Source organism: Massilia sp. UYP11 (genome assembly GCF_050434805.1).
GTDB lineage: Bacteria > Pseudomonadota > Gammaproteobacteria > Burkholderiales > Burkholderiaceae_D > Telluria.
In genome coordinates, this window is record NZ_JBNDJE010000005.1 from 105,313 (window position 1) to 119,620 (window position 14,308).

Below are 14,308 nucleotides of genomic sequence, written 5' to 3' on the forward strand. Positions count from 1 at the left end.
TCAGGCGCGCTTGATCGCGAAGCTGTCCAGATAGGCCTGCGGCTTGGCCGGATCGTAGGTCTTGCCCATGATCGTGAACGGGCGGTAGCCGCTCGCGGCGGCGGCCGGCGCCGGCATGCCCAGGGCCGCCATCTGCTTGCGCGCATCGGTGAGCAGGAACACCTGTTCGGCCAGCGCCTTGTAGTTGACGTCACCCTTCAGGTAGCCCCAGCGCCGCATTTGCGTCAGCATCCAGGTCGCCATCGAATACCAGGGCAGGGCGTCGAAGTCGGCGCGGTCCGGCTCGTTGCGCACCTTGCCCAGGCCATCGGCGAAGCGGCCGGAAAGCGCCTGCAGCACCACGGTCTCAGGCTGGTTCAGGTAGGCCGGTTTGCTGATGGCCTTGGCGATCTCGGCCCGGTTCTCGGCCTTGTGCGCCATCGCGGTGGCGTTCAGGATGGCGCGGTACAGCGCGGCGAAGGTGTTCGGGTTCTGGTCGATGAAGGCTTTCGAGGCGCCGAAGGCGCAGCAAGGGTGGCCATTCCAGATGTCCTTGGTGAGGATGTGGATGAAGCCGATCTGGTCGAACACGGCGCGCTGGTTGAACGGATCGGGGCCGAGGAAGCCGTCGATGTTCCCGGCGCGCAGGTTGGCGACCATCTCGGGCGGCGGCGTCACGCGCAGCTGGACGTCGCGGTCCGGGTCCAGTCCATGCTCGGCCAGGTAGTAGCGCAGCAGGAAGTTGTGGACCGAGTACTCGAACGGAATCGCGAACTTGAAGCCCTTCCAGTTGCGCGGGTCGCGGTTGTTCTTGTGCTTGAGGCCGAGCGTGATCGCCTGGCCGTTGATGTTCTGGATGGTGGCGACGCGCATCGGCTGCGGCGTGCCGCCCTGGCCGATCGACATCGCGAGCGGCATCGGCGCCAGGAAGTGCGAGGCGTCGAGCTCGCGGTTGATCATCTGGTCGCGCACCAGCGCCCAGCCGGCGGTCTTGCTGAGGGTGACGTTCAGACCCTGCGCCTTGTACATGCCCATCGGGTCGGCCATGATCAAGGGAGTGGCGCAGTTGATCGGGATGAAGCCGATCTTCAGGTTCTTCTTTTCGAGCGCGCCTGATTTTTCCATCGCATTGGCCTGCAGGCTGGCCAGCGGCAGCAGCGAACCGATCGCCGCCATCAGCGTCGGCGCGCCCACCGCCTTGATCAGGTTGCGGCGCGTCGCTTCATGCGGAAACAGCGCGCGCACCGCGGCCGCTTCGACGAAGTCGCCCGACAAGGCTTCGGCGTCGCCTGCGCGGCGCAGCCGGGCGGCTTGCGCCTCGCGATCGTGCTCGTCCTGGGAACCATGCCTGCCGCAGGCGCAGCCGGTCAAGGAAGACTCGGTCGAATAAGGACGGTACAGATTCTCATCTTTCATTGGCGAAGACCCCTGGTAGTGGTGATGACGCAAAAAACGAATTGGCGAGGCGGGCATGCCCATGCTTGAGCAATGTCATCAGCAAGACCTGTGCCATCTGGCGTCGTGCAGGGGTAAGCCGTTCATTTCAAAGGCGAATTCCGTCATTTTCGGCGGCCGGCTGCGGCGCGGCTGGAGCGTGCGATTGCCGCGAGCCGGCACCGGCGCCGCGCATCTGCCCAACCATGGTGCATGAGCGCTTTACATCCTTCCTGCGCAGACGCTACAATCGCCGCATGGGTGTTAGCGTTAACATAGAGAACATGACGAGACAAGCGCGAGACGACGACAAGGGAACGGCCTGGGTGGTCATGGGCGTGAGCGGCTGCGGCAAGAGCAGCATCGGCGCGCAGCTGGCGCTGGCGCTGGGCGTGCCCTTCATCGAAGGCGACGCCTTTCATTCGCCGGCCAATATCGCCAAGATGACCGCCGGGGCCGCGCTGACCGACGACGATCGCCACGACTGGCTCCTGACCTTGCGCGACCAGCTCGCCGCACGCGAGGGCGGGGTGGTGCTGTCGTGTTCCTCGCTCAAGCGCGCTTATCGCGACCTGCTGCGCAGCGCCGGCGGCGACGTGCGTTTCGCGCACCTGGCCGGCGAGCGCGCCCTGCTGCTCGAGCGCGTCAGCAACCGCCCCGGGCACTACATGCCGCCGTCGCTGCTCGACAGCCAGCTGAGCACGCTCGAACCCCTGCAGCCGGACGAAGCCGGCATCACCCTCGACATTCGCGACACCCCGGAACGGTTGGTCGCGCAGATCCTCGCCAGCGTCGGCCGTTGATGCGGCGCCCTCCGCCCTGCCGCATGCATATGCTGGCGGGATAATCGCACGCGAACCGTTCACATCTGTTTGACGCCTTCCGGGAATCGGACTATATTTTTCGTTCCGGTTGTGGAAAGGTTTCCAAATCCCGTATTCCGCACGAATCCGCACATTCGAGACCAACGGCAAAGTTGGCGGGGCGCGGCGCGCCATCCCGGCACGGCCGCATATTCTTGTACTGAGAACAAGAGGAGTCGACGTGAACAACCAGAACCAGAATCATCGTTCGAGATGGAAACCTTTCCACGCGCTGGCCGCAGGCATCCTGCTGGCGTGCGGGGCGCAGGCGGCGGCCAGCGTCACCAACCCGGTCATCGGCCAGCTGCTGTGGTCGGAGGAGTTCAACGGCAGCAGCGTGAACACCGGCGTGTGGAACTTGCAGGACGGTAACGGCTGCCAGATCGGCCTGTGCGGCTACGGCAACGCCGAGCTCGAGTACTACAGCCCCAACAACGCCAGCATCGTCAACGTGCCGTTCGAATCGGGCACGCGTGCGCTGGCGATCCAGGCGCGCAGCCAGACGGTCGGCAACAATGTCTTCACCTCGGCCCGGCTCGACACCAAGAACAAGGTGCAGGTGCAGTACGGGATGATCGAGGTGCGCATGGCCACGCCGAACCTCGGCACCGGCTTGTGGCCGGCCGCGTGGCTGCTGGGCGTGAGCCCGCAGACCTGGCCGCGCAACGGCGAGATCGACATCATGGAGATGGGCCACAAGGCATCCGAGCGGGCGCACGGCGGGGCGCCGTCGTCGAACCACTTCGTCGGCTCGAACGTGATCACCTGGCAGCAGGCCGCCTGCGTGCCCGGCAACGAGAGCTGCGCCGCCTCGACCGCATGGCAGACCAAGAACTGGTACGTGCCCCAGAACTCGCTCGCGAACCGCTTCGTCACCTACCGCTTCTATTGGGACGAGAGCCAGATGCGCTTCACGACGGTCGACAACGGCGTCGAGCACAATATGTACAACGCGCCGCTGCCGGTCAATTCGAGTGCGCTGCAGGCGCCGTTCTACCTGCTGCTGAACATGGCCGTGGGCGGCAACTTCACCGACGCCGCCAACCCGGGCCAGGTCACCGCGCCGCTGCCGGCCACCATGTACGTCGACTACGTGCGCGTCTACCAGATGGACGGCAAGGGCCAGGTGAAGCTGGGCGACCAGACCGTGCCCGAAGTGGCCGGCAAGTTCGGCGTGTTCACCGACACCACGGCGGTCAACAACAGGCTGGTGGCGGGGACGAGCTCCGACATCTTCCTGTGGAACGCCGCCTCCACCGGCGCCGGCAACACCGCGCCGTTCGAGGGCAGCAACGTCATCGCCTGGAACTATACGGCGCCGGGCCAGTGGTTCGGCGGCGGCATCCAGGCGCGCCAGGCGCGCAACCTGAGCAACTACCGCGCCAACGGCACCGTGAAATTCCGCATCCGGATTCCGGCCAACGTGGGCTTCAGGATCGGCATCGGCGACACCTACACCAACCAGAACTGGGTCAACTTCCCGGCCAATACCACCGCCTACGGATTGACGCGCAACGGCCAGTGGGCGCAGGCCTCGATTCCCGTCTCGACCCTGCTCGGACCGCTGGTCGCGGCGCAGTCGATCCACGACATCTTCATGATCTCGAGCATCGACGGCGCGCTGCCATCGTCGAGCTTCCAGTTCGCGATCGACGACATCGTGTGGGAGTCGGGCAGCGGCGGCGCCACGCCGCAACCGGAGCCGAGCGGCCCGACCTCGGTCAGCCAGATCTCGTCGACGATGCTGCAGTTCCGCACCACCACCGGCGGCTGGGCCGACGTGCACTACACCGTCAACAACGGGGCGCAACAGAACGTGCGGATGCAGCTCGCGAACGGCGTCAACACGTATACCGCAGGTGGCCTGAAGATCGGCGACGTGGTGCGTTACTGGTTCACCTACTGGGACGCGCAGCGTAACTTCGCGGTGGATACGCAGCAGCAGGCGCATACGATGCAATAACGCGTAGGGTCGGCGGCTATGCCGCCGACGCGGTGATCGTTATCGGTCCCGGTTTCGTACCGGATGATCTCGCCGCCAACCATCACCGCGTCGGGTAATCTGGTCCAGTGGACCAGATTACGAGCCGCCAACCCTACGGTACGATCACGTCCAGACGATACGTGCGGCCCGCTTCGATACTGTCGATGCGGGCCGCGGGCATAGCGGCGCCATCGCACGTCACCTCGACCCGGTCAACCGCGCCACGCTTGATGTCGACCTCGAAGGTCGCGTCGCGGAAGCGCCGGCTCACCGTCATGCCGTCCCAGCCGGACGGCAGTTGCGGCGCCACCGTCAAGCCCTTCAGGTCTCCCTTCAGGCCGCACAGGCCCTCGATCAGGCAGCGGTAGACCCAGGCCACGGTGCCGGTGTTGAACAGCTGGCTCGAGCGCCCGGCGGTGCGCGGATATTCCTTGTAGGCGCCGCGGTAGTAATTGGGGATGAACACCGGCAGCTGGCCGCGCTGCAGGTAGTCGTCCAGGCCGGGGCCGGGGATCATCTTGCGCAGCGCGTCGAAGGCGCGGTCGGCTTCACCGATCGTGTACAGGCTGTAGACGTAGAACACCGAGGCGTGGTTGTACACGGCGCCGTTCTCGGCCGAGCCGGGATGCTTCTGCGTGACGCGGCCGACGTCCTCGCGCATGCCGCTGTAGGGCGGCGCGAACATCTGCACGCCGTAGGGCGTGCGCAACTCTTCGTCGATCGCCTCCAGCATCAGTGCGCGCTGCTCGACGCTGGCGGCGCCCGAAAGAAAGGCCCAGCTCTGCGGGTTCAGGTAGATGCGGCCCTCGGTATCGCTGGCGACGCCGAACTTGACGTCGTCGTCGGTGATGCCGCGCGCGAACCAGGCGCCGTCCCACAGATGTTCCCCGGCGGCGCCGTTCATCGCTTCGGCGCCGGCGCGGTAGCGCGTCAGCGAAGCGGCGTCGCCGCGCGCCGCGCACACGTCGGCCCACAGGTTCAGCGCGTAAGCCGCCGCCACCGTCAGCCAGCCCGAGACGCCGCGGCCCTTGTAGCCGACCATGTTCATCGGATCGCACCAGTCGCCCTGCTCGATGTAAGACAGGCCGCGCGCATCGCGCCGCTGCAACAGCCAGTCCATCGCCAGCGAGATGCGCTCGAACGCGGTTTTCACTTCGCCGTCGTGGGTGGCGACCGGCTCATCGAGAATGGCGTCGTCGCCCGTCTCGTCGAGGTAGGCGCGCAGGCAGACCGGCAGCCACACGCAGTGGTCGGTGTGCGGGATCTGGTTGATGTACTTCAGTTCCGCGCCGTCGAACAGCAGGATCCCGTCCGGCATCGCGCCATTGGCCTCCTGCTGGGAGAGCGCATGCAGGAAGGCGGCGCGCGCCGCCGCCGGCTTGACGAAGGCCATGCCCATATTGTCCTGCAGGTAGTTGCGGGTCTGCGGGTCGGTGGAGAGGCGGTTGACGTCGCCGTGGTAGTAGACCTGGCGCGCGAGCCAGGTGTTGACGAAGTTGTCGAGCTCGCGGTCCGGGGTCGCGATCCGGAGCACGCCTTCTCCTTCGGCGATGTAGGCTGCGTAGTCGCGCGCGGCGGCGGCGAAGCCCTGTTCGCTCAGGTATTGTTCGCGCAGGCACACGATCTCGGCATCGTCGAACGCAGGGCCGAACAGGAAGCGCCGCGTCGTGGCTTCGCTTGGTGCCAGCGCCAGCCGGTACTGGACCACGGCGGCCGGCGTCTCGTAGCGCGCGTCGCCGCAGCCCAGGCGTTCGCCCGCCAGCGCCGACGGCGCATGCAGGCCGCCTTCGCCCTCGAAGGCGATCTGGCCCGTCTCCCAGGCGTCCGGCGGCTGCTCGCACAGCAGCACCGTGCGGTCCTTGAACAGGCGGTTCTTGAAATAGTCTTCCAGCTTCTGGTAGGGCGTGACGCTGGAAGCCACAATGCCTCCCAGGTCGTGGCGGTACTCGCTTGATTGGTTCATCCACGACATGTAGCCGATCGTGAAATAGGGGTAGACGCTGATGCGGCGCGGGCGGTCCGACAGGTTCGTCACCGCCATCGACCACAGCTCGGCGACGTCGTCCACCGGCAGGCCGAGCACGAGTTCGATGCGGATGCCGAACTTCTCGACGGTCCAGCGCAGGTCGTGGCGGCCGACCGAGAATTCGAACCGGTCGGTGCTGGCGCGCACCGGCTCGTAGGGCGCCGAGAACAGCTCGCCCGTGTCTTCGTCCTTCACATAGAAGAAGCGCCCCGGATGGTGGGCGTAATAATGCTGCTCGGGCTGCATGAAGGACTTGGCCTGCATGTTCGGCGCGTGCGAATACTTGCTCGGCTCCGGTTGCATGAACTGCGCGGTGGCATAGCCGCGGCAGGTCGACTGGATCATCATCCGGCGGTTCCACAGGAAGCCGCCGGCCTGCGGCATCGCGGTGGGGCTGGTCAGCACATAACGGTCGTCTTGCGGGTGCAGCATGGATCGGATCTCCTGGGTGTTCATGGCGCCGCCTTGCGCGCCGCCAGATCGAGCTGGATGCGCGCCAGCAGCCTGGCGTCGAGATGATAGAAGCACATGACCAGCACCGCCAGCAGGGCGAACGCGGCCGGCACGAACGACATCAGCCACACGATGCCGGCCTGCGAGCCGGTCGTCTGCGCGGCGTTGGGCACGTAGCCGAGGGCGGTGAACACGGCGCCGATCACGCTCACCGCGACCGCGGTGCCGAGCTTTTGCGAGAAGGTGGCGGCGGCGAAGGTCATGGCGGTGGCGCGGCGGCCGGTGGTCCATTCGTTGTAGTCGGCAGTGTCGGCGTACATCGAGAACGCCAGCGGCGACTTGGGGCCGAGCACGAAGCCGGTGGCCGCCTGCAGCGCGAACATCAGGTCGATGCGGTCGCTGGGGATCAGGAAGAAGGCGGCGGAGAATACCGCGGTCGCGCTCATCAGGACGATCATGAGCAGCTTCTTGTCGACGAAGCGGGTCATGAGCGGCGTGCAGGCGGCGCCGATGGCGGCGAAGATCATATAGGTCGGCACGAAGCTGGCCATCAGCTCGGGACGTTCGACCACGTACTTGAAGTAATAGGCCGAGGTGGTGGTGCGCAGGGTGATGGTCACCATGATCACCAGGGCCAGCACGAACAGCACGACCCAGGGACGGTTGGCGGCCAGGTCGCGGATGTCGCGCAGCACGTCGCTCTTCTGGCCGGGCGGCGGCGCGATCCGCTCGCGCGTGCCCGCGAAGGTGATCAGGAACATCAGTGCGGCGGCGACGCTCCAGGCCACCATGGTCAGCTGCCAGCCGCGTTCATCGTCGCCGCCGCCGAGCCACGCCACCATGGACGGCGTGGCGGCCGTCACCAGGGTGGAACCGGCGAAGGCGAAGATGAAGCGCAGGCCGTTGATGGTCGAGCGCTCCTGCGGGTCGGCCGACATCACGCCGGACAGCGCGTTGTAGGGGATGTTGACGCAGGTGTAGAACACCATCATCGCCAGGTAGCTGGCGTAGGCCCACAGCAGCTTGCCGTCGGCGTCGAGGTCGGGCGTGGTGTAGGTCAGCACGGCGGCGGCGCCGAGCGGGATCGACATCCAGACCAGGTAGGGGCGGAACTTGCCGAAGCGCGTGCTGGTGCGGTCCGCGGCGGCGCCGATCAGCGGGTCGGTGAAGGCGTTGATCAGCTTGATCGAGGCGAGCAGCGTGGCGGCCTGCGCCGCCGAGATGCCGAAGGTGTCGGTATAGAAGATCAGCAGGAAGGTCGCGATATTGGCCCAATAAAAATTGAAGCCCATATCGGCTACGCCATAGCTGAGCTTTTCGCGCCAGCCGAGGGGGGCGTTCGCTGCTGCAGGTGTCTCGGGCCCGCGCTTGAACATGGTCGTCTCCAGATTTTTGTGTGTTATGTGAGCGCTAACATCTCCGGCAAGTATGCCGTCGAGTGAACGGCATGTCAAACAGAATCACGACGTCGCGAGTAGCGCGATGCAAAGGTTGATGGAAAGGGTGCGCACCAAATGAAAAAGCCGCCGTGCCAGACAAGGGACGGCGGCTTGTTGACTAGCGGTGCGGGACGATCAGAACTCTTCCCATTCCGTCTCGCTGACCTTGGCTGTGGCCGCAGGCTTGGCGGCTGCTGGCTTGGCCAGGGGGGCGGGCTTGGCCGCCGCTTTCGGCGCCGGCTTGGCCAGCGCCGGACGCGCCGGCGGACGCTTCACCGGCGTCACCGGCGCCGCCGGGGTCACATGGCGCGCATCGAGCTTGAACACATCGACCACCTGCGCCAGGCGCTGCGCCTGTTCCTGCAGGGCCGCGGTGGCGGCGGTGGCTTCCTCGACCAGCGCCGCGTTCTGCTGGGTCGCATTGTCCATCTGCACCATGGCCTGGTTGACCTGGTCGATGCCGGTGATCTGTTCTTGGCTGGCCGACGAAATCTCGCCCATGATGTCGGTCACGCGCCGGATCGAGTCGACCACTTCGCGCATCGTCGCGCCGGTGTGGTCGACCAGCTTGGTGCCGGTGTCGACCTTCTCGACCGAGTCGCCGATCAGCTGCTTGATTTCCTTGGCGGCGGCGGCCGAGCGTTGCGCCAGCGTGCGCACTTCCGACGCGACCACTGCGAAGCCGCGGCCCTGTTCGCCGGCGCGCGCCGCTTCGACGGCCGCATTCAGCGCCAGGATATTGGTCTGGAAGGCGATGCCGTCGATGACCGAAATGATGTCGACGATCTTGCGCGACGAATCGTTGATCGAACCCATGGTGGCGACTACCTGGTCGACCGCCTGGCCGGCCTGGGTGGCGACGCTCGAGGCGGTGATCGCCAGCTGGTTGGCCTGGCGCGCGTTGTCCGCGTTCTGGCGCACGGTGCCGGTCAGTTCTTCCATCGAGGCGGCGGTTTCTTCCAGCGCCGCGGCTTGCTGCTCGGTGCGGCTGGACAGGTCGAAGCTGCCGGCCGCGATTTCGCTCGAGGCGCCACTGATGGTCTGGGTGCCGCTGCGCACTTCGTCCACGATCTTCGACAGACTGGTATTCATATGGCCCAGGGCGCGCAGCAGGGCGCCGGTTTCGTCATGGGCCTTGCTGTCGATGTCCACCGTCAGGTCGCCGGCCGCCACCTGCTCGGCAGCGTGCACGGCCTGGCGCAGCGGACGGGTGATCGAGCGGGTCAGCAGCCAGGCGAACACGCCGCCCAGCAGCAGGGCGCCGGCGGCCAGCGAACCGATCACGACGTTGCCGCGGGCCGCAGTGCTGGCGATCAGCTCGGCGCTGGTGGCGATGCGCTTGTGCTGCAGGTCGACCAGTTCCTTCACGCGTTCCTGATAGGCCTTGGCGGTCGGGTTGAATTGCTGGGTCAGGATCTGATCCGCCAGTTCGACGTTGCCCTCGGCCTTGGCCTTGACCGCGCCGTCGCGCGCCTTGCTGTAGGCGGCGCGGTGTTCCATCACCGACTTGAACAGGGCGGTTTCGTCGTCGCCGCTGATCAAGGGTTCGATCTGCTTGACCAAATCAGCCGACAGCTTGCCGGTGGCGGCCGCGTCTTCCTTGAAGAATTCGGTCAGCGATGGGTCGCTGCTCTTGACGATGGCGGCGGTGCGGCGCACGGCGGCAAAGATCTGGGTATACCACTCGGAGATCATGCGCTCCTTCGCCAGCGGTTCTGCCAGAATCGACGACGTCTCCTGGGCGACCTGGTTCAGGCGCCAGACGCCGACGGTGGCGATGATGACGGTCATCAGGAGTGTCAGGGCGAAGCCCGCGGCCAGGCGCGTACCGATGTTGAGTTTGATGAAATTGCCCATGTATTGTGTAGTTGAAGTAGGGGAGGTGCGCTGGAGCGGGGGCATCGTTGCGGCATGTATGCTGATGACACCAGAACTGTCTTTACGAATATTGTCGGGAAAATATTGTCTCGTCCGACCGGTAAAGATTATTGCCCAACCGAAACAAAAAAGCACTCAGATTAGTGGTTTTGTGAACGTCCGACGACAGTGTCTCCCGAGATATTGCTGTATTGATATGAAGAAGTATTTGCAGGATTAAGGTATAATTTCCATTTCCCGCGTGTGCCGTTCGGCACCATCAGCACAATGACCAAATTTGTATTCGTCACTGGCGGCGTCGTGTCTTCCCTGGGCAAAGGGATCGCGGCCGCCTCCCTTGCCGCGATCCTCGAGAGCCGCGGTCTCAAAGTCACCCTGCTCAAGCTCGATCCCTACATCAACGTCGATCCGGGCACCATGAGCCCGACCCAGCACGGCGAAGTGTTCGTCACCGACGATGGCGCCGAGACCGACCTCGACCTCGGCCACTACGAGCGCTTCATCAGCACGCGCATGAAGAAGGTGAACAACTTCACCACCGGCCAGATCTATGAATCGGTGATCCGCAAGGAGCGTCGCGGCGAATACCTCGGCAAGACCGTGCAGGTCATCCCGCACATCACCAACGAGATCCAGGACTACATCCGCCGCGGCGCCGAAGGCGTCGACGTCGCGCTGGTCGAGATCGGCGGCACCGTGGGCGACATCGAATCGCTGCCGTTCCTGGAAGCCGCGCGCCAGCTGTCGCTGCGCTCGGGCCGCAAGGGCGCCGCTTTCGTGCACCTGACCCTGGTGCCCTACATCGCATCGGCCGGCGAACTCAAGACCAAGCCGACCCAGCACAGCGTGCAGAAGCTGCGCGAGATCGGCATCTCGCCGAACGCGCTGCTGTGCCGCGCCGACCGCCGCATCCCGGACGACGAGCGCGCCAAGATCTCGCTGTTCGCCAACGTCGAAGAACAGGCCGTGATCTCGGTATGGGACGTGGACACCATCTACAAGGTGCCGCAGGTGCTGTGCGACCAGGGCCTGGACGACATCATCCTCGAAGCCCTGGGCCTGGAAGCGCCAAAGGCCGACCTGTCGATGTGGACCCGCCTGATTCACACGCTGGAAAATCCGAAGCACGAGGTCACCATCGGCATGGTCGGCAAGTACGTCGACCTGATCGAATCGTACAAGTCGCTGACCGAGGCGCTGCGCCACGCCGGCATTCACACCGAGAGCCGGGTCAATATCGAATACCTCGATTCGGAAGAAATCGAAAGCAGGGGGTGTGAGCACCTGGCCAAGTACGACGCCATCCTGGTGCCGGGCGGCTTCGGCAAGCGCGGAGTGGAAGGCAAGATCATGGCCGCGCGCTACGCCCGCGAAAACAAGATCCCTTACCTCGGCATCTGCCTCGGCATGCAGGTCGCGCTGATCGAGTACGCCCGCAATATGGCCGGCCTGCCGAACGCGAACTCGACCGAGTTCGATCCGGAAACCGACCAGCCGGTCGTGGCCCTGATCACCGAGTGGCAGAACCACGACGGCAAGGTCGAGAAGCGCGACGTGAGTTCGGACCTGGGCGGCACCATGCGCCTGGGCGCCCAGACCTGCGCCGTCAATCCGGGCACGCTGGCGGCCGAGATCTACGGCAACGTCGTGACCGAGCGTCACCGCCACCGCTACGAAGGCAACAATTTCTACCTGCCGAAAATCGAAGCGGCCGGCCTGACGGTGTCGGCACGTACCCCGAACGAAGATCTGTGCGAGATCATGGAGCTGCCGCGCACGGGTGAAAACGCGCACCCATGGTACATGGGCGTGCAGTTCCACCCCGAGTTCAAGTCGACGCCGCGCCACGGCCATCCGCTGTTCACCTCGTTCATCCGGGCGGCGCTGGCGCACCAGGCTTCCAACACCAATACCGCGGCCGGCGCAGTCAATGCGGCCCCGGCCTTGCAAGGAGACGCAGCATGAAACTCGCCGGATTCGACGTCGGCCTCGAGCACCCGATCTTCCTGATCGCCGGCACCTGCGTGATCGAATCGCGCCAGATGGCGATGGACACCGCCGGCGCCCTGAAAGAGATCACCTCGGCGCTGGGCATCCCGTTCATCTATAAATCGTCGTTCGACAAGGCCAACCGCTCGTCGGGCAAGTCGTTCCGCGGCCCCGGCCGCGACAAGGGCCTGGAGATCCTGGCCGACGTGCGCCGCGAAATCGGCGTGCCGGTCCTGACCGACGTGCACGACGAAGAGATGATTCCCGAAGTGGCGAGCGTCGTCGACGTGCTGCAGACCCCGGCCTTCCTGTGCCGCCAGACCGACTTCATCAACGCCTGCGCGCGCTCGGGTAAGCCGGTCAACATCAAGAAGGGCCAGTTCCTGGCGCCTGGCGACATGAAGAACGTGATCGACAAGGCGCGCGCCGCCGCGCGCGAGGCGGGCCTGCCGGAAGACAATTTCATGGCCTGCGAACGCGGCGCCTCGTTCGGCTACAACAACCTGGTGTCGGACATGCGCGGCCTTGCCATCATGCGTGAATCGAACTGCCCGGTGGTGTTCGACGCGACCCATTCGGTGCAGCTGCCGGGCGGCCAGGGCGCTTCGTCCGGCGGCCAGCGCGAGCACGTCCCGGTCCTGTCGCGCGCCGCGGTGGCGGCGGGCATCGCCGGCCTGTTCATGGAGACGCACCCCGATCCGGCCAACGCGCTGTCGGACGGCCCGAACGCCGTGCCGCTGGGCCACATGAAGGAACTCCTGACCACGCTCGTCGAGATCGACCGCATCGTCAAGAAGACCGGTTTCATGGAAACCAGGTTCAAGTAAACGCAACTTCGGCGCGCATCCGCAGGTCCGGCAGACTGCGGATCCGTGCCGGTCACCCATTTCTACCCTTTCTGGAGATTGAGAAACATGAGTGCTATCGTTGATATTATCGGCCGCGAAGTCATTGACTCGCGCGGTAACCCGACCGTCGAATGCGACGTGCTGCTGGAATCGGGCGTGATGGGCCGCGCCGCGGTGCCGTCGGGCGCCTCGACCGGTTCGCGCGAAGCGATCGAACTGCGCGACGGTGACGCGAAGCGTTACTTCGGCAAGGGCGTGCTGCAGGCCTGCGAGAATATCAACACCGAGATCTCCGAAGCGATCATGGGCCTGGACGCCAATGAGCAAGCCTTCCTGGACCGCACCCTGATCGATCTCGATGGCACCGAGAACAAGAGCCGCCTGGGCGCCAACGCCATGCTGGCGGTGTCAATGGCCGTCGCCAAGGCCGCCGCCGAAGAAGCCGGCCTGCCGCTGTACCGCTACTTCGGCGGTTCGGGCGCGATGCAGATGCCGGTGCCGATGATGAACGTGATCAACGGCGGCGCGCACGCCGACAACAACCTGGACATCCAGGAATTCATGATCATCCCGATCGGCGCTCCGTCGTTCAAGGAAGCGATCCGCTACGGCGCCGAAGTGTTCCACACCCTGAAAAAGATCCTGCACTCGAAGGGCCTGAACACCGCCGTCGGCGACGAAGGCGGCTTCGCCCCGTCGGTCGCCAACCATGAGGAAGCGATCAAGCTGATCATGCAGGCGATCGAGCAGGCCGGCTACGTGGCCGGCCAGGACATCGCCCTGGGCCTGGACTGCGCGGCCAGCGAATTCTTCAAGGACGGCAAGTACGTGCTCGAAGGCGAAGGCGGCCTGGCCCTGTCGGCAGCCGACTTCACCAATATGCTCGCCACCTGGTGCGACAAGTACCCGATCATCTCGATCGAGGACGCGATGGCCGAAGGCGACTGGGAAGGCTGGGCAACGCTGACCGCGGCGCTGGGCAAGAAGGTGCAGCTGGTGGGCGACGACCTGTTCGTCACCAACACCAAGATCCTCAAGGAAGGCATCCAGAAGGGCATCGCCAACTCGATCCTCATCAAGATCAACCAGATCGGCACCCTGACCGAGACCTTCGCCGCCATCGAGATGGCCAAGCGCGCCGGCTACACCGCCGTGATCTCGCACCGCTCGGGCGAAACCGAGGACTCGACCATCGCCGACATCGCGGTCGGCACCAACGCGCTGCAGATCAAGACCGGCTCGCTGTCGCGTTCGGACCGCATGGCCAAGTACAACCAGCTGCTGCGCATCGAGGAAGACCTGGGCGACATCGCCAGCTATCCTGGCCGCGACGCGTTCTACAACCTGAAGTAATCCACCTGGCCGGCGGGCGGGGAGGGCGCTTGCCCTTCTTGTTCTCCGGCCAAATTGCATCC

General features: G+C 65.2%; 9 protein-coding genes. 5 read left to right on the top strand and 4 right to left on the bottom strand.

Annotation, left to right across the window (positions count from 1 at the left end; all coding sequences use genetic code 11):
* Positions 1–1,395 (bottom strand): CmpA/NrtA family ABC transporter substrate-binding protein, encoded by a 1,395-nt coding sequence (locus ABIB38_RS10935; RefSeq protein ID WP_429203791.1) that lies wholly within the window; start codon positions 1,393–1,395, stop codon positions 1–3.
* Between the two features lie 302 nt (positions 1,396–1,697).
* Between ABIB38_RS10935 and ABIB38_RS10940 the strand changes: the two genes are divergently transcribed.
* Positions 1,698–2,216 carry a gluconokinase gene (locus tag ABIB38_RS10940; RefSeq protein ID WP_429203792.1) on the top strand — a complete coding sequence of 173 codons (519 nt, stop codon included), beginning with the start codon at positions 1,698–1,700 and terminating at the stop codon, positions 2,214–2,216.
* 241 nt (positions 2,217–2,457) lie between these two features.
* Positions 2,458–4,239, top strand: coding sequence for a glycoside hydrolase family 16 protein (locus ABIB38_RS10945; RefSeq protein WP_429203793.1), 1,782 nt, complete (start codon positions 2,458–2,460; stop codon positions 4,237–4,239).
* Between the two features lie 133 nt (positions 4,240–4,372).
* On the opposite strand, the gene ABIB38_RS10950 is transcribed toward ABIB38_RS10945, so the two are convergent.
* The 3 genes from ABIB38_RS10950 to ABIB38_RS10960 all read right to left on the bottom strand — a co-directional run bounded on the left by ABIB38_RS10950 (position 4,373) and on the right by ABIB38_RS10960 (position 10,035).
* Positions 4,373–6,718 carry a GH36-type glycosyl hydrolase domain-containing protein gene (locus tag ABIB38_RS10950; protein WP_429203794.1) on the bottom strand — a complete coding sequence of 782 codons (2,346 nt, stop codon included), beginning with the start codon at positions 6,716–6,718 and terminating at the stop codon, positions 4,373–4,375.
* A gap of 20 nt (positions 6,719–6,738) precedes the next feature.
* Positions 6,739–8,115: an MFS transporter gene (locus tag ABIB38_RS10955; RefSeq protein WP_429203795.1), complete on the bottom strand. Its 1,377-nt coding sequence runs from the start codon at positions 8,113–8,115 to the stop codon at positions 6,739–6,741.
* 198 nt (positions 8,116–8,313) lie between these two features.
* A complete protein-coding gene (locus tag ABIB38_RS10960; RefSeq protein ID WP_429203796.1) occupies positions 8,314–10,035 on the bottom strand; it encodes a methyl-accepting chemotaxis protein in 1,722 nt (573 codons plus the stop codon).
* Positions 10,036–10,323: 288 nt separating this feature from the next.
* Between ABIB38_RS10960 and ABIB38_RS10965 the strand changes: the two genes are divergently transcribed.
* The 3 genes from ABIB38_RS10965 to eno all read left to right on the top strand — a co-directional run bounded on the left by ABIB38_RS10965 (position 10,324) and on the right by eno (position 14,246).
* The gene (locus ABIB38_RS10965) at positions 10,324–12,021 is read left to right on the top strand and encodes a CTP synthase (protein WP_429203797.1); all 1,698 of its coding nucleotides are present in this window, start codon (positions 10,324–10,326) and stop codon (positions 12,019–12,021) included.
* A complete protein-coding gene (gene kdsA / locus ABIB38_RS10970; RefSeq protein ID WP_429203798.1) occupies positions 12,018–12,872 on the top strand; it encodes a 3-deoxy-8-phosphooctulonate synthase in 855 nt (284 codons plus the stop codon). Before ABIB38_RS10965 ends, kdsA begins: the two co-directional genes overlap by 4 nt.
* Positions 12,873–12,959: 87 nt before the next feature.
* Positions 12,960–14,246 carry a phosphopyruvate hydratase gene (gene eno, locus ABIB38_RS10975; RefSeq protein ID WP_429203799.1) on the top strand — a complete coding sequence of 429 codons (1,287 nt, stop codon included), beginning with the start codon at positions 12,960–12,962 and terminating at the stop codon, positions 14,244–14,246.
* Positions 14,247–14,308 lie beyond the last annotated feature (62 nt).